The following is a 20,844-nucleotide window of genomic DNA, read 5'->3' as shown; positions in this document are numbered from 1 at the left end:
AGTTATTACAATATAAAGGAGTTTTTAAAAATGAGCATTCTCATTTTAGGGGGAGCAGGTTATATTGGATCACATGCCGTTTACCAGCTCATCGAACAACATCGAGAGGTTATTGTTGTCGATAATTTACAAACCGGCCATGAGAAAGCAATACATCCAAAGGCAAAATTCTATCAAGGCGATATCCGCAATAAAGAATTTTTACGCCAAGTTTTTTCAGAAGAATCTATTGAAGCTGTTATCCATTTTGCAGCAAATTCACTCGTCGGAGAGTCGATGGAAAAACCGCTGACCTATTTTGATAATAATGTTCATGGAACCCAAGTTTTACTGGAAATCATGACAGAATTCAGCGTACAGCATATCGTTTTTTCCTCTACAGCAGCCGTATATGGGGAACCGGATGCGATTCCCATAACGGAGGATATGCCAACTGAGCCGACGAACGCTTATGGTGAAACAAAGCTTACGATGGAAAAATTAATGAAATGGACGAGCAGCGCACACCCCCTAAACTATGTTTCGCTGCGCTATTTTAATGTTGCCGGTGCCCGGGAGACTGCTGAAATCGGTGAAGACCACCGTCCGGAAACACATCTCGTCCCAATTATTTTGCAGACAGCACTGGGCCAGCGTGCGAACATTACCATTTTCGGTGATGACTATAATACAGAAGATGGCACCTGTGTCAGGGATTATGTTCATGTTGAAGATTTGATTCATGCCCATTTATTAGCACTCGATTATTTACAGGCGGGGGGCAAGAGCAATATATTTAACCTCGGCAGCAGTAAAGGGTTTTCAGTAAAAGAAATGATTATGGCGGCACGTTCTGTTACAGGCGAAGAGATCCCCGCAGAAACAGGAGCACGCCGTCCCGGAGATCCCGGTATACTTATTGCATCTTCGGAAAAGGCAAAACGTATATTAGGATGGCAGCCCAAGCATACATCCATTAAAAAAATAATGCAGGATGCATGGAATTGGCATAAAAATAATCCGCATGGATACGGGAAGGTTTGATGACTAATGATTTATCAGCATATTGCAGGACTAATTCAAAAAGCAATTGATGTTCAATTAATTGAAGAGACTGATCACATTTATGTAAGAAACCAGCTGTTACACCTGCTTGACCTGGAAGCATTTCCGGAAAGCGTTAAACAGATAACCGATAAATCCATACCGGAATTACTTGACGAATTAATTTCCTATGCCGCAGAAAATAATATTATTGAAGATGTTTTCGATGATAAGGAAATACTGTCAGCAAAAATCATGGACACATTTGTGGCCCTTCCGTCCACAATCAATCAAAACTTTTACAATAAATACGACCGATCTCCAGTTGAAGCGACTGATTACTTTTATGAATTGAGTAAAAACAGTAACTATATTCAAACAAACCGTATTCAAAAAAACATTCATTTTAAAGCAGACACTGGTTATGGAGAGTTAGATATTACGATTAATCTGTCAAAACCGGAAAAAGATCCCGAACAAATTAGAAGAGAACGTGAAATAAAGCATAAAGCAGATTATCCGAAATGTGTGCTATGTGCGGAAAACGAAGGGTACGCTGGACGCACCGGCTATCCGGCAAGGGCAAACCACCGCGTGATTACCGTTCCGCTGCTCGGAGAAAATTGGTACTTGCAGTATTCCCCCTATGTCTATTATAACGAGCATAGCATCCTGCTCAGCGAAGCGCATCGGGACATGAAAATTGACAAAAAAGCTTTTGAACGGCTGTTGACTTTTGTGGAGAAATTCCCGCATTATTTTGTCGGTTCCAATGCAGACTTGCCCATTGTTGGAGGTTCCATATTAAGTCATGATCATTATCAGGCAGGACGTTATGATTTTGCCATGACAAGAGCAGAAAATGCCTTTACTTTTGTGATGGACGGTTTTTCGGATGTCACCGCTTCCGTTTTAACATGGCCGCTCAGTGTGATTCGGCTAAACAGCGAACACCCTGATAATTTAATAGAAGCTGCCGATCATATTTTAACAAAATGGAAGAATTATAGTGACCCATCAGCTAATATCCAGGCATTTACCGGTAAAACACCGCATAACACGATTACACCTATTGCCCGCAGACGCGGCAAAAACTATGAACTGGACCTTGTCTTGCGCAATAACCGGACAAATGAAGCGCATCCGTTGGGGATTTTCCACCCTCATGCGGATGTCCAGCATATTAAGAAGGAGAACATTGGCCTGATTGAAGTGATGGGACTTGCGGTCTTGCCTGCACGATTAAAAGAGGAACTGGCCGAAATAAGGAAAGAGCTGATCGGTGAGGAAAGTCAGATAGCATCCTATCATCAGCCATGGGCAGACGAACTGAAAGAAAAATATGGTACGCTGCCTGATTCAAAGGAAGCTGACGATGTCCTGGAAAAAGAAGTAGGAAATAAATTCGCCCGGGTTCTCGAAGATGCTGGAGTGTTTAAAGATCATGACGCATTTGAACGGTTTATTCATACGCTGAACAGATGATTTGAATCAGGAACAGAAATAACCGCAATGCCTCTTACCTTTAGGTCATTGCGGTTTGTTAATTAACAAGCCTATATTATTCATTAAATCCGGCAGCATGAAGAAAACTTCATTACTGTTTATTCAACAAACTCAGTCCATGGGACCGCTGTTTCCTTAATCGCCTTTTTCACTTTGTTCAAATTGTCCAATCCTGTTGTTTGAAGCCATTCGTATTGGGCTTCCTTTCCCTTTTCGGCAAACGGCTGAACGCCATCTTTCCAGATAGCACGGCCGCAGAGGCTGCCGCTGAATCTGGCTCCTGCTTCCTTGGCAAAATGCAATGTTTCCACAAACTGTTCATTGGTTACGCCGCCGCTCAAATATATGAATGGCAGACGGCTTTTTTCAGAACTTGTACGATAAAATTCCGCTGCTTCCTTTCTGCTGAAAACAGGTTCATAATTATCGTATTGTTCATATCCCTCAATGTTATAAATCGATACCGGCACTTCCACCTTTAACAGGTCCACACCGTATTCCGCTTTCGAGAATTCGGTCATGAAATAATCCACTATTTCTGGTTTCTTTCTGGCAAATGCAGCACTTTTGGACCCTAAACCTTCTGCACTGTAGGAGACAGGCTCCAGTATAAACAGTAAGTCATTCTGCTTGCATTCATCCCCAACACGCTTAATAAATGCTTTTTTCATCGTGTTATATTTTTCTTCTTCCTGATGATCATAATAGATAAGCAATTTAAGGGCACTTGCACCTTTTTCTGCCAAGTCCTGGACGGCATAATGGTCAACCAGATTGGGCAGGCGGCCCTTTTCGGAAGCATCGTATCCGGTTTTCTCATAAGCCATAATCAGCCCTATATCATCATTTAATTTGCCTGCCGCACTCCAGCCGTACTCAGGATCAAGCAAGAGAGAAGATGACTGGTTCCCAAGCACTTCACTGACTCCTTCTTTAAATTGGCTTACACCATCTTCGTAACTGATGCTGTCATTAAACGATTGAATCATTTTTCCTAAAGAACCCCGCTGATCCATTGCTGTAGCTAATATTACTTGATCATTATCGGAAATCAATTCCAAACCGCGTCTTTTTCCTGTTGTTAGTTTCATTATTTAACTTGCCCTCCTGTTTACATCAAACTTTTTCCACGCTGATCCGGTCCATGCACCAGTTGACCCTTTCCGGGTTAACCGATCCTGTCTTTGCTTCCATCGCGTTCAGCACACCCATGGAGAGTCCAAATTGGATCAGTTCTTTGCTTTCCAGCCCGCGTGACAGACCAACCGCAAAGCCTGCAATAACTGCATCCCCTGAACCAACCGGATTAACTGCCTCTACTTTAGGTATGGACACACGGTATACGTTATTATCGAACCTTACAAATGCCCCGGCTGATCCGGCTGTCACGACGACCCAGGGAATCCCGGAAAATTTCTCCGATTGTAATGCGGAAATAATTTGGGCGTCATTGGTAACATTTTCTTCAAGCAAGTCACCCAATTCTTCGTGGTTGGGTTTAATTAAAAAGGGTTTATTTTCATTTTGCAGGGTATATTCAAGCAGTTCCCCTTTTGTATCCAGCAATACCGGCGTATTATACTGATTGGCTATCTCGACAAGCCGGGCGTAATAGTTATTATCCAGACCCTTTGGCAAACTTCCTGAAATAGTTATATAATCCACCTTTTGCACGTCTGCTGAAAATTTTTCTATGAATTTTCCGGCCTCATTTTCATCTATTACCGGGCCGGCTTCTAAAATCTCCGTCTGCTGCCCTTCATGAATCACTGCAATACAGTTGCGTGTATCGCCTTTTACATCAATAAAATAATCGTGTATTCCCTGATCCGCAATGCTGCGGCGAATAAAGTCGCCCAAACTTCCGCCTAAAAATCCCGTTGCAGCGACATCTTCCCCAAGCTGCCGGATCACTCGTGAAACATTCAGTCCCTTGCCGCCGGCAGTCTTGGAAACATCAGCCACACGATTTACCGTATCCAGGGACAGTTTGTCCATTTTGTAACTGATATCCACCGAAGGGTTCAGGGTAATGGTTAAAATCATTTTTTCACCTGCTTATTTTCGTTCTTTTTTGTACTTTACCTCACCGGCAACAGCTGCAGCCTGCACCGAAATATTATCATCAATTACCACATAATCAGCAATTTTCCCATCAGAAATGCTGCCTAATTCATTATCACGGCCGAGACTTGCAGCTGGCGACAAGGAGGCGCGGTGCCAGATCTCATGTAATGGCTTCCCGCTCCATTCATGTAAGTTTTTCACACCATCAATCAGCTTTAATGTGCTGCCTGCCAATGACCCTGCCTCTGTCCTGGCAATGCCATCTTTCATCACAACCGGAAATTCGCCAAGCTGATAGTTGCCGTCAGGCATTAACCCGGCACGCATGCAATCGGTGATTAATATCAGCTTGTCCCCCTTTATATGTGCAGTCAGCGAGGCAACCTCGGGATGAACATGATGTCCATCACAAATTAATTCGGCAAAAGCGCGCCCTTCCGTTAAAGCTGCACCGACCACTCCCGGTTCCCGGTGATGCAGGCCGGACATGCCATTAAATAGGTGGACAAAATTTCCCGCGCCGGTGTCCAGGGCTTGCCTGCTGCGGTTAAAGCCTGCATCTGTATGTGCAATACTTGCCAAAACACCATCCTGATGAGCTAGACGTATGAATTCCAATGCCCCTTCCCGCTCTGGCGCCAGTGCAATTTTTACTATGGATCCGCCTGCAATATGCTGCCATTCCTGAAACTCGGCATAATCCGGATCACGGAAATAATCCGGATTTTGTGCACCTTTATGTTTTTCTGTGAAATAAGGTCCTTCCAGAAAAATACCTTCTGAGCGGGCACCTTTCAAACCTTGATTCACTGCGCTATTCACTGCAGCAATTGCTGTGTTTAAATCTTCCTTTGATGATGTTAATGTCGTCGGCAAAAACCGTGTAACGCCAAGCGGCAAAATCGACTCGGAAATTCCATGGACTGCTTCAACAGTGCCATCCATAATGTCATGACCGCTGATCCCATGAATATGGGTATCAAACAAACCCGGCGCCACGGTATAGCCGCTCCAATCAACGATAGTAGTGTTATGCGGAATGGTCTCAACAAAAGAGCCAAAACGCCCATTGCTGACTTTTAAATATCCGCCTTGTTTCTCTTCATTTTCCAATAAAAAACGATCCGCTTTAATGAAATATGTCATATGATACCTTCTTTAAACTCAGATTCCGTCCTCTTCTGAAGTTGTTTGTTTTTGTTTCACTTCAAATTGCTTAATATTATCTTTTCCTTCTTTTAAAACCAATTCTACAAATTCGCCGAGCGCTAATTCGCGCTGGAACATCCCGCTTAGCAGCATTGGTGAATTCGTCCCGCCGATTACCCGAACATCATTTCTCGATGCTGCAATGGTGGAACTTACATTAAATGGTGTTCCCCCTGCTAAGTCTGTAAAGCAAACTACTCCTGAATCTGTATTTACGTTCTCGATCGCTTGATTTATCTCTTTTTCCAGTTTATCTTTATCCTCTTCAAATGGAACTACTTCTATCTGCTTCACTTTGCCAGTAATTAATTCAACAGATTCCAACATACCAGCAGGAAATGCTCCATGGCCGGTAAGTACTATTCCAATCAATTTTTTCACCCTTTCTATTAAAATTGAACAAGCAGGAGAGAGAGTCTGGGACAAACAATTTAGAAACAGAAACCCGAACATCCTTATACTTTGCGATTAATACCCGCTCCGGAAATATACTACGCTTTCCGCGGGCGGCTGGTAAGCCTCCTCGTGCTGACGCACTGCGGGGTCTCACCGATGCCTTTGCTCCCGCTGGAGTCTACGTATATTTCCGGAGCTAATATGGTAGATTGTTCGTATTTTTCCATACTTACTGCCTCAGCCTCCTCCCTACCAATTTACATAATGCCCAAGTACGAGCCGAGCAGTCCAACAATGACCGTAATACCAATCAGCGTTAAAGGAGAGCGCCCTTTTTTCAGAAACCAAAACATTAACAGCGTGTACGCCAATGGAAGCATTGCCGGCATAATTTGATCGAGTACGTCCGTTTGAATATTTAATTCAGATTCGCCCTGCACCCATACATAATCGATTTGGAATGCTACATAAGTTGCGATTAATCCGCCTACAACCGTTAAACCGACAATGGAGGCAGCCCGTGAAATCAGTTTCGTTCCTGCTTTTAACTTTTCAATTGCCTTCACACCAGTCTTATAACCATAGGTCATCAGACCGAACCTGACACCAAAGTGAATGATGTTAAACATCAGCAGGAACACAATCGGACCCAAGAAATTTCCATCTATGGCAAGCGATGCACCAATTCCGACTGTAATCGGAAGCAAGGTGAGGTAAAACAAAGCATCACCGATACCGCCGAGCGGCCCCATCGTTGCAACCTTAATCCCGCGAATCGTCTCCCTGTCTTCTTTATTGCCTTCCATTGCCAGAATGACACCCATGATAAATGTGACAAGGAATGGATGTGTATTGAAAAACTCCATATTGTCTTTCATTGATTTACTTAAATCTTTTTTGTTTTTGTGAATATGCCGGAGACCGGGCAAAATAGAATACAGCCACCCCGCAGCCTGCATTCTTTCATAGTTGAAAGACGCTTGCAGCAACAGGGATCTCCAAACCAGATGACGTAACTGTTTTGGCTGCAGTTCCTCAGCTTTTGTCTGATCTTCATATACGTAATTAGATGCCATCAGTAATCTCCTCCCCTTGAGGTGATTGATTATCTGGTCCTTGCTTATCTCTGTTTTGGTAAAAGTCATATAACGCTATCGCCAAACCGATAAGTGAAATTGCCAGAATCGGCATTTCCAAATAAGCCGCTAAAACAAAACCGACGATAAAGACCATGATGTACTCTGTTTTCATCATTATTCTTAACAACAGCGCAAAACCAACCGCCGGCATGATACCCCCGGCAATGGACAGTCCGCCAATAATCCATTCTGGGACAGATTCAACCAATACGGTTGCCTGCTGCGCCCCGAAGTAAATAGGCAGGAACGCTATCACCGCATTGAATACAAACAATATCGTGACACCCAGGTAGTTGATGCCTTCAATACCCCGATGATTGGCATCGAGGGCGAACTTATCTGCCTTATGCATCAGCGGTGCAAATGATGTAAAAAGCAAAGTAATGAGTCCTTGGACCGCCACGGCAAAAGGAATAGCCAAACCAACTGCAGCCTGCGGGTCCTCACCTAAAATAATCCCGAAAGCAGTACCGATTGTTCCTCCAATGACAACGTTAGGCGGCTGTGCACCCGCAAGAGGCACCATCCCCATCCAGATAAGCTCCAGCGTGCCCCCGATAATCAAACCGGTTGTAACATCTCCAAGAATTAATCCTACTACCAGTCCTGTAACAACCGGCCGGTGAATGTGTGTCAGCCCGACATAAAGATCAATACCGATAATACCTGCCCATAAAGCTATTAATAATGATTCCATTAACATAGCATATCCCCCCTTGTAATTAGGTAACTATTAGAGTAAATCTATTATATTTTGTCCCCTTTCCTCAGGAACACGGCGTAAATCCAATTCAACCCCCATCTCGTCTAATCGCTTAAATGCTTCAATGTCCTTATCATCTACGGATACAGTAGACGATATTTGTTTTTTCCCTTCTTCATAATGCATGTTGCCAACATTGATATGGTCGATTGGAACGCCGCCTTCCTTCAATGTCAATGCATCTTGCACATCACGCACGACAAGGAAAATTTTTTGCCGCGGTGAGGCTTTGTGGATGACATCAATCGTTTTTTGCAGTGAGAAAAAACGGGTTTGAATTGTATCAGGCAAAACCATATCCATTAAACTTTGCTGTACTGTATCTTCCGAGACCTTGTCATTTGCAACGACAACCAGATTTGCTCCCAGGTGATTTACCCAGGTGACCCCAACCTGCCCATGAATTAAACGGTTATCAATTCTTGTCAATAATAAATTCGGTCCAGACATTTACCTCATCCTTTCAGCTTTACTAACTTTTTATTTGTCGTAATCATATATCGTAACGCCTTGTACAACGCGATTTATACTTCCGTCCACACTTGGATTATCAGGAGTTAATCCAAGCTGAAGTGATTTGTTCATCGCAAGTGCCTGAGCAACAATCACATAAAGTAAAGCGAGTTCGAAATCTCCGGCCAGACTATTTTCGCCATCGGTAACCGGGATCACCCAGTCGGCTGCAGCCGTAATTTCCGCATCCTCTTTTTCCGTAAGCGCAATGACTTTCATATCAGCATCCTGGTTTGACACTTCACGCAAAATATCTAAGTCATACTTTCTTGTGTAAGGGTCCTTCGACACAAACACAACGACTGCCGATTTATCGTTTAAAATCGATTTTGGGCCATGGCGGAATCCAAGTGATGATTCATGGATGGCCACTACTTTACCTGCCGTTAATTCAAGCATCTTCAGTGCGGCTTCATGCGAAAGCTGACTCAGCATCCCTGATCCCAAATAACTGATTCGTTCAAAATCAAATGCGAGAATTTCATCAAGGTTATCCATTACTCTTTCAATTAAGTTTTCTGCATAATACATGACATTTTTATCGATTTCCCTGGAAGTAAACAAGGTATAAGCAGTAATCAGCATGCAGGTAAAACTGCTGGTCATCGCCAGGCTTTTGTCATTTGCCTTCTCCGGCATCAATATGGTAATTGCATTTTCATCACCTTTTGTATCCTTGGCCAGCTGTCCGTCTTTATTACAAGTGATCACGACATGATAGAATTGATCAACGATCCGGTCACAAAGTTTTACCGTTGCAACACTTTCCGGACTGTTGCCCGACCGTGCGAAAGAGACGAGTATTGTTGGCACATGCTTCTGCAGGTACTCTTCAGGGTTTGATACAATATCTGTTGTAGCAATAGCCTCAAACTGTACATTCTTATCAGTTTCTCTCGTCAATACCGGCACAAGTGTGTCTCCAATAAATGCTGAAGTACCAGCACCGGACAGTACCACACGTACATGCTCATGTTTTTCGTAGATCGAATCGATAAAATTATTTAATTCCGTTTTTTGGGCGGAAAGTATATCCGCCAGTTCTCTCCAGACAGCAGGCTGCTGATAAATTTCAGTGGCAGTATGAATCGCATTCTTATTCCGTAATTCCTCAGATGTCATATTAAACATGTTTTATCCTCCTGTTTTTGCTATTTTCTTCTTGCTGCATTGGTAATTTTTTATTCTTTTATTACTAGTTTTATAATCTGTCTACTCGCGCCAGCTTTAAAGACAGCTAAACACCTGGTGGTTATGTCGTTATAACCAGTTCAGGTATATAAATGCAGTTATTTAAGTTAAGTTAATTCCACAGTGTAGTCAAATTTGTCACCGCGGGCTACGCTTATCGTATATTCAATCAGACTTTCCTTATGATATGCAAATCGCTTTATCAGCATGGCAGGGTGAGCAGCAGTAATTTTCAAATGTTCTGCTTCTTCTTTGCGTACACTTGTAGCCGAGAAACGTTCAATTGCTTTTGTAACACCAATTTTGTAATCCTGCATAAACACGTCATACATTGGACGCTCTGCTAAATCTTTTTCCGTTAAATTCGGAAAAATGTCTTTTGGTATATAAGAGGTTTCAAACATTAACGGCTCATGATCGGCAAGTCTCAGCCGTACTATCTGAAAAGCCTCATCCAAAGGTGCCAAATTCATTTTGTTTGCCAATCTTTCATCTAATGCTATTTCTTGGAAAGAAAGTACTTTCGTTGCCGGCGTCTTACCTATTTTTTTCATCTCTTCTGTAAAACTGTAAAGCTTAATAAGATTTTGGTTATAGCTTTTTGGGGAGACAAACGTCCCTTTTCCGTGAAGCTTATAAATATAGCCTTCCCGCTCAAGCTCTTGCAGTGCCTGCCTTACAGTTATCCGGCTAAGATCATAAATTTCGCATAGTTCCCTTTCTGAAGGCAGCTTTTCATCAACCCTGTATTCTTCCGTATCCATTTTTTTTATTAAATCATCCATTAATTGCAGATATAATGGCACTTTACTCTTCTTGTCCAAATTGCTTATTCCACCTCCCAGCAATAGCATATTAATTTATTTGGCAAAGTGGTTATTACCAGTTCGAGTTAAGTATAGGACAATTTTAAGAGAATGTAAAGGATTGCATTTAAATTAACATATTTTATCCTTCCGCAAACAGATTTGACGAGTGGGTCTTTGTTTACTCAGCCTTTGTCTGAAAGACTCTCCCGGCAGCTTTTAAGCAAATAAGGCTGTATTTCATTAAAGTGATTTTCCTATTTCATTTTACAGTTCAAAAAGATTAAAATAGTGTAAAGGCGGGGAATAGCTTTTTACAGATTTCAAAACAGTAGGATATATTTTCTTCTCCCAAATGGGTCTGGAAGAACGCAATCATTTTTTTTAGAAAGGATGGCCAACATGGAAAAAACATTTCACCTGCGTACCAACGCACACAATGAAATGCTCGATATCACTGCCGAACTTGAAAATTGGATGCAGGAAACAGGGGTGGAAAACGGGATGCTTGTCGTCACCTCCCTGCACACGACTGCAGGCATTACCGTAAACGAAAATGCAGATCCGGACGTGAAGACAGATATGCTTATGCGGCTGGACGAAGTGTATCCGTGGAATCATCCGAAAGACAGGCATGGCGAAGGAAATACCGCCGCCCACCTGAAAACAAGCACGGTTGGGCATGCACAGACATTGGTGATTTCAGGCGGCAAACTTGTCCTTGGCACCTGGCAAGGCATTTACTTCTGTGAATTCGACGGCCCCCGCAGCAGAAAATACCACGCCAAAATAATAAAGTGAAACACCGGGACGGTTCCGCCGCTGCATATTTAATAAACTGCAACAGGAGAACCGTCCTATGTTTCACCGCTTTGGTCATTCTATTGGATTTTTTTATTCCAATTCATTAATCAGCGTATCTGTCCCTTCCATGAGAGTTTCATAGGCTTTGTCGGAAATTTGTTCTTCTGCATGGTAATGATCGAGTAAAACTTTAAATCCATTCAGATGATTCACGACTTTTTCGTTGTCACCCGACTTCTCAAAATGGGCCAGAGCGCTCAGATGAAGCTTCAAGGCGTGAATACTTTCGTCACTTGACAGGTCGCCGGATTCTTCATATTGTTCAACCAAATCCTGTAACCCAGATACATCTGTTATTGGTTCTTTTACTGTTTCCAAGCCGTCCATGGCTGCTTGGAGATTAGATATTGCTTCTTCCAGTGCTTCCTCGGTATCAATCTCTTCCAGGGCAGATTCTGCTTCTGTAATTGCTGCTTGGAGAGCCTCATATGATTTTTCTGTATAGCTGCCATGATCATTTGAGATATCTTTAGCTTCTGCTATTAGCTCTTCCAGTTCTGTTATATCCAGAATTAAAAATGTTTTTTCCAAGGTGCCCTCGTATTCTACAATTCCTGTAATTACAATTTTAGCTTCGCCGGCTTCGACGTTATTTTCATATGTGACGCGATAATCTATTCCTTCTTCTAATACCTCAGAATCTTTCGTAACAGTTGCTTGTGGAGTTTTTGGTTCTCCATCATATGGAAACACATCCTCCTCAAGTGTCACTTCTGCATTTTCTAATGATTCTTTTTCAGCAGGTGCTTGACGAAGTCTGATTTCTTCTGCTGTCATAAATTGATCTGCCTGATTTCCGTCACCATATGTTGACAAAGCTGTTAGTCGTACGTATTTGGATTCTCTTGGTTCATCAAACTCGGCAATGGACCATGTACTGGTTTCACCTGACCAATTACCAATTGACACTTCTTCCCACGTTTCATTATCCAGGGAAGTTTCAACTTTATATTCATTTACAATACCGTTACTGCTGCCGCTGCGTGATAAATAGCGGAGTGCATCAATTTCTGCTGCTTCTTCCATTTCCAAGGTAATCCAGAAGTTTGATTTATCCGTGCCCTCCCATGGCGTATGGAATATGGTGGATGGATCGTTATCTACAGCAAAGTTAGGGTCGCCTTCTGTTTCGTGATTCTTATGGTAGTCTCCTGCAGTTGCGGTAGTTTTACCGTATGGATAATCCCGCGTACCGTCATCTGCCGGTAAATCTTCGTCAGGAGCAGGCTGATCCAGATTAATCGTATAAATTTCTCTTGTCGAGTGATCTTCTGATTCCGTAATAATACGAATCACCTTTTCGTATGGTTCCAGTACGGTGACGGCAGCGTTTTTATCACTGTCTGTTTCAACAACTGCTTTTTGATATTCTGTGTTAATTACTTTATCTTCAAGTTCTGATTGGGAAACACTGTTGCCATTGAGCCTTATATCATCAAGTGTTGCTTCGCTGTATTGATTTAACGAACTATGCTCTACACGCAATTCCACCTCTGTTAGTCCTGCCGCCAAGTGCTCACCAGCATCATTGGTGCCGGGGTCACTTGTTAAAACAATCTTAAATGCCACAGCCGGAACACCATGGAAACGATAATTAACTTTAGTAATATTTGGCGTACCCTCTGAAGTCTCTCCGCGTGTTACTTCTACGTTATCTATTTTTGTCCAGTTTGCATCCTCTGTACCTTCATTGGACCAATACAGTTCCACATCTTCAGGTAAACGCAAAGCCTCATCATCCTGATAAAAGTACAAGTCTGCTGAACCTAAAAATTGTGCCGTCGCATAGGTGAAAATTATTTCTGCTTTATTTTCCCCTGTTTGAGCCATATCATAGTTTGTCCAAACAGCAGGGTCCGGTCCGTTTGGAACAGTATCAAATCCAGTATCCCCATCGACAATTGCTTCCAGGCTGCCGGATTGCAATTCTTCTGGTATATCCTGTGTTAGCGTCAAGTTATTGCCTGCTATATTGTCACCCAAAGTCCGTTCTGCATCATCAACCCGCACAGACGCAGTGACCGGAATTGTTTCACCGAACACGGTGGAAGTGCCATTGATGGTTACATGTCCCGGTTCTTTATAGTCTTCAGCATCCTGGGCATCCCATTCTACCGGGAATTCAGTTTCTAAAACATCACCGTTCTCTAAAACCAGGGGTCTGCTTGAAGGTAAGTTAACATGGTCAACTCCTGTTTCAGCAGCTGCGGAATAATTCAGCACTGTACCAATAGATTCGATAACCGTAACATGGGTAAAGACGCGAAGATCATGGTTCTTAACATGTCCGGAAACACTGACAGTCCCAGGTTCATCAAACATGTTTTCTTCCATATCCCATGTAATTTCATGCGTTTCTTCAGTTCCATCACTGAAAAGCAACGCTGTTTCCGACGCAAGCTGCGGCTGGTGTCCTAATTTAACATAGTGATTTTTTGACATGGTATAGCCTTCGATATACTTTTCTTCCGGTTTTTCGGGATCAGGTGTGGTCTCGATTGTGATACTTTGATCTTCGATGCCGTCAGCCTTCACATGAAGTGTCATTGTTCCTTCATCCGTTGTTGATTTGACAATAGCAACGAGTTTTCCATTAAATAAGCTGCGTTTGCCGCTGTCATATGGTTCATGATCCACTTGATCACCATTATCAAGTGCCATCAGTTCTCCATTGCCGCTTACTTCTGCATGAATCAAGTTGGCGGCATCCTCAACGGTATCCCCATTTTCATCGACTGCTTCAATTGTAATATAGGACAAATCACGTCCATCAGCCACAATAGATTCACGATCTGCCTTAAGTTTCAGGTCAGATGCCTCTCCAAATGTCGTAACACTGTCCCGGCCTTCTGTGTCAGTAATAACTTTGTCATCTTCATCATAGGCCTTAGCATAGACTGTTCCATCTTCATAAGGAACATCCCAGGTAAAATAGAGATTTCTGAAGTCTTCATCTTTCTTATCAGGACCCTCATTTATCTGATAGGAATGCCCTGCCTCTGTTGTGTGTTCTGTAAAAGTTTTCTTGCCCAGTGATTTTTCCTCGCCGTCGGCATCTTTAAAGAATAATTCAACACTTCGCGCATCACTATACACATCAACACGAACATTTCCCTGATCATCGATCTCAATCATATCTTCTTTCCAGGCCGGAAGTATATGAAGTGTATCGGCTTCATCATTCCATTGTGATTGATAAAAATAGTATCGATCTTTTGGAAGTCCTGCTGTATCAACAATACCAAAATAACTTGATTTTGGTGAAGGCCAGGCACCTGTTGCACCGGGACCTACGTTATTCCAAGGTGTTGGTTCTCCAAGATAGTCAAAACCAGTCCAGACAAATTCCCCTGCCATAAAGTCACGGGTAATAATTTCATACCAAGAATCTGCGGAACGTTTACCCCATCCCACATGCGACTCATCATAGGATGTTAAGTGCCTGTCATAATTGGAAGGTTTATAAACCCCGCGGCTGTTGATAGATGATGCTGTTTCTGCACCATACATTTTCCATTCCGGATGGTTCTCATGGAATTGGTCAAAATGACTTCCATCGGCATAGTTAAAACCAACAATACCACCATGTTCTGTCAAACTGTTGCCAAATCTTGTTGACTCATTCCAATTTGCTTTAAATTTATTGTCGCCTATAGTAGCTGGACGGGTTTGATCAACTTCTTTAACCCATGTTATCAGCTGTTCTAAAATATCTGGATATTCATTATATGGCCCGCTGTTGCCTTCCATAACTTCATTTCCTGTTGACCAGCTAATAATGGATGGTGCATTAATTCCGCGGCGTACCATAGTCTTAATATCAAACTCTGCCCAAGTCATGTCAGCAGTCGCACCTAATAATGGATTATTATCACCAATCGGCTTCTCAAACCATGAAGCATAATCATGATGGTTGCCATTTTTGCTTGCTATCCACGTATCAAATGCCTCATCAATGATAAGCATACCTTCTCTATTCGCAATTTCGATAAGTTCATCGGCCGCTGGATTGTGTGTAACACGGATCGCATTAACACCCATATCTGCTAAAATCTCAACCTGGCGTTCCATGGCGCGATCATGGGCTTCTGCTCCTAATGCTCCCTGATCGGAGTGCATGCTTACACCTTGTATTTTTACAGGTTCTCCATTTAGATAAAACCCTGTATCTGGTTTAAATTCAAAAGTTCTAAACCCATAATCTGTTACATATTCATCAACAACTTTATCATCTTTTATAACTTCCGTAACAATCTCATATAATTGGGGATTGGATAAAGACCAAAGTGCTGGATCATTTATTGTCAGAGAAACACTTGTTGACACGGAGTCATCAGCATTTATTTCTAATGCGTCACTTTGTGCGCTGACAATAATATCTTCCGAACCTTTTTTGCGAATGCTTTGTTTTACAGATGCATTAACCTTATCAGACGACTCATTCTTAATATCAGCATTAACTTCTACATCCACTTCTTCACCTATTTGATCTTCAAGGTTTGGAGTTAATACCTGAACACCATAATGATCAACATGAACATCATCTGTGATTGTCAGATGCACATCACGATAAATACCGCTCCCTGAATACCAGCGGCTTGATGGGAATTTATGATTCACACGTACCGCAATTACATTCTCCCCATTGAAATTGAGGTGGTCAGTTAAATCATATGCAAATGGTGTATATCCATTTGGGTGATCACCTAATTTATGTCCATTAATATACACACTTGCATTCATATAAACCCCGCCAAACTCAACAATAACCCGTTTATCTTTATCGATTTCATCCAGTGTAAATGACTTGCGATACCAGCCAATTCCACCAAGCTTATAACCACTTTCCGCTTCACCTGCCTGGCTGTACGGGAGGTCCAGACTGTAATCGTGCGGCAATTGTACATTATCCCAATTTGTATCATCATAGCTGTTCAATTCGGCATTAGATTGCTCACCATACCTAAACTTCCAATTTTCATTAAATAATTGACGGCGTTTATCGTCACTTAAATGTGTTTTGTGAATAAAAGTTTCAGGTGAACTAATTGAATAGTCTTCTTCAGCTGCATGAGCTACATTTTTTGCGGAAAATTGCGAACTAAATGCCAAAGTAAAACTTTCCAAAACTAATATTGCTATCAGAAACAAACTCAACATACTTTTCTTGTTTTTTCCCAATTTCTATCCCTCCGTTTATCATGCATAATTTTTTTGCTTAACTTCCTTTCTCCGTATTTCTAATATGTACGACCTCCTAAAATTTTTGTTGTTCTAAGTTGTCTGATATTGTTCTAAGTTGTTTCATATTGTTCTAAATTGTTCCATAATGTTATTATATGTTATGTAAGCGTTTTTCTCAAGTAAAATTCATAATCTTTTATTTTTAATCAGGATTAGCTCAAATCCCATAATAATAGAAAACCATATTACATATCACAAAGCACCATCAAGGCTGACTGTCCACCTGCGGAATGCCTTCCATATCGTTTTTCCAGGAAAAGAATAAGGTTTCCCTGTCTCATTTTACAACAGGGAAACCTCTCCATTAATTGACTTTATAAAGAAGCTTTCTTTATTCAACAAACTCAGTCCATGGGACCGCTGTTTCCTTAATCGCCTTTTTCACTTTGTTCAAATTGTCCAATCCTGTTGTTTGAAGCCATTCGTATTGGGCTTCCTTTCCCTTTTCGGCAAACGGCTGAACGCCATCTTTCCAGATAGCACGGCCGCAGAGGCTGCCGCTGAATCTGGCTCCTGCTTCCTTGGCAAAATGCAATGTTTCCACAAACTGTTCGTTGGTTACGCCGCCGCTCAAATATATGAATGGCAGACGGCTTTTTTCAGAACTTGTACGATAAAATTCCGCTGCTTCCTTTCTGCTGAAAACAGGTTCATAATTATCGTATTGTTCATATCCCTCAATGTTATAAATCGATACCGGCACTTCCACCTTTAACAGGTCCACACCGTATTCCGCTTTCGAGAATTCAGTCATGAAATAATCCACTATTTCTGGTTTTTTCCTGGCGAATGCAGCACTTTTGGACCCTAAACCTTCTGCACTGTAGGAGACAGGCTCCAGTATAAACAGTAAGTCATTCTGCTTGCATTCATCCCCAACACGCTTAATAAATGCTTTTTTCATCGTGTTATATTTTTCTTCTTCCTGATGATCATAATAGATAAGCAATTTAAGGGCACTTGCACCTTTTTCTGCCAAGTCCTGGACGGCATAATGGTCAACCAGATTGGGCAGGCGGCCCTTTTCGGAAGCATCATATCCGGTTTTCTCATAAGCCATAATTAATCCAATATCATCATTTAATTTGCTTGCCGCACTCCAGCCGTACTCAGGATCAAGCAAGAGAGAAGATGACTGGTTCCCAAGCACTTCACTGACGCCTTCTTTAAATTGGCTTACACCATCTTCGTAACTGATGCTGTCATTAAATGATTGAATCATTTTTCCTAAAGAACCCCGCTGATCCATTGCTGTAGCTAATATTACTTGATCATTATCGGAAATCAATTCCAAACCGCGTCTTTTTCCTGGTGTTAGTTTCATTATTTAACTTGCCCTCCTGTTTAAATCAAACTTTTTCCACGCTGATCCGGTCCATGCACCAGTTGACCCTTTCCGGGTTAACCGATCCTGTCTTTGCCTCCATCGCGTTCAGCACACCCATCGAGAGTCCAAATTGGATCAGTTCTTCGCTTTCCAGCCCGCGTGACAGACCTACCGCAAAGCCTGCAATAACTGCATCCCCGGAACCAACCGGATTGACTGCCTCTACTTTAGGTATGGACACACGGTATACGTTATTATCGAACCTGATAAATGCCCCGGCTGATCCGGTTGTCACGACGACCCAGGGAATTCCGGAAAATTTCTCCGATTGTAATGCGGAAATAATTTGGGCGTCATTGGTAACATTTTCTTCAAGCAAGTCACCCAATTCTTCATGGTTGGGTTTAATTAAAAAGGGTTTATTTTCATTTTGCAGGGTATAATCAAGCAGTTCCCCTTTTGTATCCAGCAATACCGGCGTATTATACTGATTGGCTATCTCGACAAGCCGGGCGTAATAGTTATTATCCAGACCCTTTGGCAAACTTCCTGAAATAGTTATATAATCCACCTTTTGCACGTCTGCTGAAAATTTTTCTATAAATTTTCCGGCCTCCCTTTCATCTATTACCGGGCCGGCTTCTAAAATCTCCGTCTGCTGCCCTTCATGAATCACTGCAATACAGTTGCGTGTATCGCCTGCTACATCAATAAAATAATCGTGTATTCCCTGATCCGCAATGCTGCGGCGAATAAAGTCACCTAAACTGCCGCCTAAAAACCCTGTTGCAGCGACATCTTCCCCAAGCTGCCGGATCACTCGTGAAACATTCAGTCCCTTGCCGCCGGCAGTCTTGGAAACATCAGCCACACGATTTACCGTATCCAGGGACAGTTTGTCCATTTTGTAACTGATATCCACCGATGGGTTCAGGGTAATGGTTAAAATCATGATTTATCACCTTTTCATTTGCATCACTTATATTATTAAGGGAGTGATTGTTATCTACAATTCACTCCCTGTCAGGATTTATTTTTAACTTAAGCTGCTTCCTTCTCCTGTTCATATTTCTTATTTCGTTTCTTCATTTGTTTGAGATACCAGATAAATAATAGAATGTACCCTGCTAAGGCTCCCACAGCTGCTAATATTGGACCTGGGCTAAAGTCTTCACTTGCTTGGCCTACTAAAATAGCAAGGAATTTTTCAACCGGACCTTCTAAAGTTGAATGTGTAATCAGCGCGCCATCTTCTAATCCAGCTGGTGCAGCCCCTACTGAAGCGGCTGTTTCTGTAACAAATGGTGCGATAGCAGTGCCGGACCATAAGAATATTGGAACCATAATTGTTCCAATTAAGATCATCCGCAAAATTTTACCTCGGCATACAACCAGTAGTGCCGGCGTTAAACCTATGGCAATAATACCACCTAAAGGAAGAATACCATTGCCGGGCAAAATCAATGCGAGGAAAAGCATGATAGGCGCAATAACGTTGGCAGCCGCCCACATTTCAGGACGTGCAGCCAGGAAAGGCCAGTCAATCCCAATATTGAATGTTCTTCCTTTTAATCTTTTACTCATGAAATCAGTAATCCCTTTTGATATTGGTTCCATGGCCGAAATAAACCATGTCCCGACAATTGAAAACAGTTCAAGAGACACACCACCGATAAATGCAAGTGTGAACACAGTGGCTATCGGCTGCTGACCCAATAAACCAACAAATGCACCTAAATAAATACCGATCGCAAACTTACTTCCCCAAAATCCGATTTTTTCATTTAACCATGCTGCATCAAAATCATATTTGTCTAAGAATGGCAGTAATTTATCAAATATCTTATCAAAAACCATAATTACTGGATTAAGCATAAAGTTCAAGTGTGTCGTTGTTGTTGGGTTTGAATCAGGCATATCAAGCAGATCATTGAATGTCGGTTTCATAACATCAGCATTAATAAACTTCATAACACCCAGCATAATAACAAGTAGTGTAGCGACAAATAAATTGTCTGAATAGAACATCACAAGCAATCCAATGATGGATAGGTGCCAGAAATTAAATATATCCACATCCAATGTGTTCGTTTTATTTATCCCCAGTAAAACCAGGTTGACAATAACAAGGATCAGTAAGAAAAATAATGTGTACGCTGATCCCCAGGTAATGGTGGCCAGTGGTGCCCAGCCGACGTCGGTTATGGTCAGTTCGATACCTGTAGACTTAACAAAGTCCTGTAAGGCAGGGGCAAAATTCCCAGTTAAAATATCAATTACTGCACCGATACCTGTTAGTGCGATTGCTAATTTAAGGCCGCCTTCAAGCGCTTTACTGATCTTTACCTTCATTACTATTGCCAGTAAAGTTAATAGAATGAACATCATTGGGGCAGCACCTAAGTCTATCAAGGGCTGAAATATGGTGTTTGCAAAATCTATTATGGCATCCAACACGGAAGGTCACTCCCCTTTATAAGTTTATTTAAATCTATTTATCTAGTTTTTTAATAACGTTTTCCAGTTCATCAAATACAGGATCTGCCATAGCCGGTATACGATATAGAATAGGACCTGCTTCAACTACAGGTGGTTTGACTTCAAAACTGAATTTCGTTTTTGAAATAGGTGTGAAAATATCATATTGATCCATCATTTCTTTGTTTATATCTTTTACAACAACCGCATCTACTTTTACATCATGCCCCCGTTCTTTCATTTCTTCTTCAATTGCCGATTTAATCTGATGACTTGAGTTAATACCTGCACCACATGCTGCTAAAATTTTAATCATAT

17 protein-coding genes are annotated in these 20,844 nt (G+C 41.9%); 3 read left to right on the top strand and 14 right to left on the bottom strand.

The features are described from left to right. The first annotated feature begins 30 nt into the window (after positions 1–30). Complete coding sequence (galE, locus tag GHD25_RS13750; protein ID WP_164217784.1) at positions 31–1,023, top strand: UDP-glucose 4-epimerase GalE; 993 nt, start codon at positions 31–33, stop codon at positions 1,021–1,023. Between the two features lie 6 nt (positions 1,024–1,029). Next, a complete protein-coding gene (gene galT, locus GHD25_RS13745) occupies positions 1,030–2,508 on the top strand; it encodes a UDP-glucose--hexose-1-phosphate uridylyltransferase (protein ID WP_164217782.1) in 1,479 nt (492 codons plus the stop codon). Positions 2,509–2,627: 119 nt separating this feature from the next. Here galT and GHD25_RS13740 read toward each other — a convergent pair whose 3' ends face one another. From GHD25_RS13740 to GHD25_RS13700, 9 genes are all read right to left on the bottom strand, one after another. After that, positions 2,628–3,620, bottom strand: coding sequence for a tagatose 1,6-diphosphate aldolase (locus GHD25_RS13740; RefSeq protein WP_205601363.1), 993 nt, complete (start codon positions 3,618–3,620; stop codon positions 2,628–2,630). Between the two features lie 25 nt (positions 3,621–3,645). Beyond that, complete coding sequence (locus GHD25_RS13735; RefSeq protein ID WP_164217780.1) at positions 3,646–4,575, bottom strand: hexose kinase; 930 nt, start codon at positions 4,573–4,575, stop codon at positions 3,646–3,648. Between the two features lie 12 nt (positions 4,576–4,587). Continuing rightward, positions 4,588–5,742 (bottom strand): N-acetylglucosamine-6-phosphate deacetylase, encoded by a 1,155-nt coding sequence (gene nagA, locus GHD25_RS13730; protein WP_164217778.1) that lies wholly within the window; start codon positions 5,740–5,742, stop codon positions 4,588–4,590. Between the two features lie 18 nt (positions 5,743–5,760). After that, positions 5,761–6,177 carry a PTS sugar transporter subunit IIA gene (locus GHD25_RS13725; RefSeq protein ID WP_164217776.1) on the bottom strand — a complete coding sequence of 139 codons (417 nt, stop codon included), beginning with the start codon at positions 6,175–6,177 and terminating at the stop codon, positions 5,761–5,763. 281 nt (positions 6,178–6,458) lie between these two features. Next, complete coding sequence (locus tag GHD25_RS13720) at positions 6,459–7,277, bottom strand: PTS system mannose/fructose/sorbose family transporter subunit IID (RefSeq protein WP_164217774.1); 819 nt, start codon at positions 7,275–7,277, stop codon at positions 6,459–6,461. Continuing rightward, positions 7,267–8,043, bottom strand: a complete 777-nt coding sequence (agaW, locus tag GHD25_RS13715) for a PTS N-acetylgalactosamine transporter subunit IIC (RefSeq protein ID WP_164217772.1) — start codon at positions 8,041–8,043, stop codon at positions 7,267–7,269. The genes GHD25_RS13720 and agaW overlap by 11 nt, the downstream gene beginning before the upstream one ends. 30 nt (positions 8,044–8,073) lie before the next feature. Continuing rightward, positions 8,074–8,553: a PTS N-acetylgalactosamine transporter subunit IIB gene (agaV, locus tag GHD25_RS13710; RefSeq protein ID WP_164217770.1), complete on the bottom strand. Its 480-nt coding sequence runs from the start codon at positions 8,551–8,553 to the stop codon at positions 8,074–8,076. Between the two features lie 30 nt (positions 8,554–8,583). After that, on the bottom strand, positions 8,584–9,747 hold the full coding sequence (locus GHD25_RS13705) for an SIS domain-containing protein (protein ID WP_164217768.1): 1,164 nt from the start codon (positions 9,745–9,747) through the stop codon (positions 8,584–8,586). Positions 9,748–9,914: 167 nt separating this feature from the next. Next, a complete protein-coding gene (locus GHD25_RS13700; protein ID WP_240452368.1) occupies positions 9,915–10,631 on the bottom strand; it encodes a GntR family transcriptional regulator in 717 nt (238 codons plus the stop codon). A gap of 384 nt (positions 10,632–11,015) precedes the next feature. On the opposite strand from GHD25_RS13700, the gene GHD25_RS13695 reads away from it, so the two are divergent. Continuing rightward, positions 11,016–11,414: a secondary thiamine-phosphate synthase enzyme YjbQ gene (locus tag GHD25_RS13695; RefSeq protein WP_164217766.1), complete on the top strand. Its 399-nt coding sequence runs from the start codon at positions 11,016–11,018 to the stop codon at positions 11,412–11,414. Positions 11,415–11,507: 93 nt separating this feature from the next. On the opposite strand, the gene GHD25_RS13690 is transcribed toward GHD25_RS13695, so the two are convergent. The 5 genes from GHD25_RS13690 to GHD25_RS13670 all read right to left on the bottom strand — a co-directional run bounded on the left by GHD25_RS13690 (position 11,508) and on the right by GHD25_RS13670 (position 20,842). Next, entirely contained in the window at positions 11,508–16,658 is a 5,151-nt protein-coding gene (locus GHD25_RS13690) for a glycoside hydrolase family 2 TIM barrel-domain containing protein (protein ID WP_164217764.1), read from the bottom strand. Between the two features lie 394 nt (positions 16,659–17,052). Further along, complete coding sequence (locus GHD25_RS13685) at positions 17,053–18,045, bottom strand: tagatose 1,6-diphosphate aldolase (RefSeq protein ID WP_205601361.1); 993 nt, start codon at positions 18,043–18,045, stop codon at positions 17,053–17,055. A gap of 25 nt (positions 18,046–18,070) precedes the next feature. Continuing rightward, complete coding sequence (locus GHD25_RS13680; RefSeq protein ID WP_164217762.1) at positions 18,071–19,000, bottom strand: hexose kinase; 930 nt, start codon at positions 18,998–19,000, stop codon at positions 18,071–18,073. Between the two features lie 89 nt (positions 19,001–19,089). Next, entirely contained in the window at positions 19,090–20,505 is a 1,416-nt protein-coding gene (locus GHD25_RS13675; RefSeq protein WP_276207830.1) for a PTS galactitol transporter subunit IIC, read from the bottom strand. Positions 20,506–20,539: 34 nt separating this feature from the next. Then, a complete protein-coding gene (locus GHD25_RS13670; protein WP_164217760.1) occupies positions 20,540–20,842 on the bottom strand; it encodes a PTS fructose transporter subunit IIB in 303 nt (100 codons plus the stop codon). Positions 20,843–20,844 lie beyond the last annotated feature (2 nt).

This window comes from Virgibacillus aidingensis (genome assembly GCF_010994035.1).
GTDB lineage: Bacteria > Bacillota > Bacilli > Bacillales > Amphibacillaceae > Virgibacillus_N.
The sequence above is the reverse complement of the archived record's forward strand: the minus strand, read 5'-3'. Positions and strand labels throughout refer to the sequence as shown.

Coding starts and splice junctions, on each gene's coding strand:
- galE (WP_164217784.1), top strand. CDS start 31: ATGAGCATTCTCATTTTAGGGGGAGCAGGTTATATTGGATCACATGCC.
- GHD25_RS13670 (WP_164217760.1), bottom strand. CDS start 20,842: ATGATTAAAATTTTAGCAGCATGTGGTGCAGGTATTAACTCAAGTCAT.
- agaV (WP_164217770.1), bottom strand. CDS start 8,553: ATGTCTGGACCGAATTTATTATTGACAAGAATTGATAACCGTTTAATT.
- GHD25_RS13695 (WP_164217766.1), top strand. CDS start 11,016: ATGGAAAAAACATTTCACCTGCGTACCAACGCACACAATGAAATGCTC.
- GHD25_RS13705 (WP_164217768.1), bottom strand. CDS start 9,747: ATGTTTAATATGACATCTGAGGAATTACGGAATAAGAATGCGATTCAT.
- GHD25_RS13740 (WP_205601363.1), bottom strand. CDS start 3,620: ATGAAACTAACAACAGGAAAAAGACGCGGTTTGGAATTGATTTCCGAT.
- nagA (WP_164217778.1), bottom strand. CDS start 5,742: ATGACATATTTCATTAAAGCGGATCGTTTTTTATTGGAAAATGAAGAG.
- galT (WP_164217782.1), top strand. CDS start 1,030: ATGATTTATCAGCATATTGCAGGACTAATTCAAAAAGCAATTGATGTT.
- GHD25_RS13680 (WP_164217762.1), bottom strand. CDS start 19,000: ATGATTTTAACCATTACCCTGAACCCATCGGTGGATATCAGTTACAAA.
- GHD25_RS13685 (WP_205601361.1), bottom strand. CDS start 18,045: ATGAAACTAACACCAGGAAAAAGACGCGGTTTGGAATTGATTTCCGAT.
- GHD25_RS13735 (WP_164217780.1), bottom strand. CDS start 4,575: ATGATTTTAACCATTACCCTGAACCCTTCGGTGGATATCAGTTACAAA.
- GHD25_RS13720 (WP_164217774.1), bottom strand. CDS start 7,277: ATGGCATCTAATTACGTATATGAAGATCAGACAAAAGCTGAGGAACTG.
- agaW (WP_164217772.1), bottom strand. CDS start 8,043: ATGTTAATGGAATCATTATTAATAGCTTTATGGGCAGGTATTATCGGT.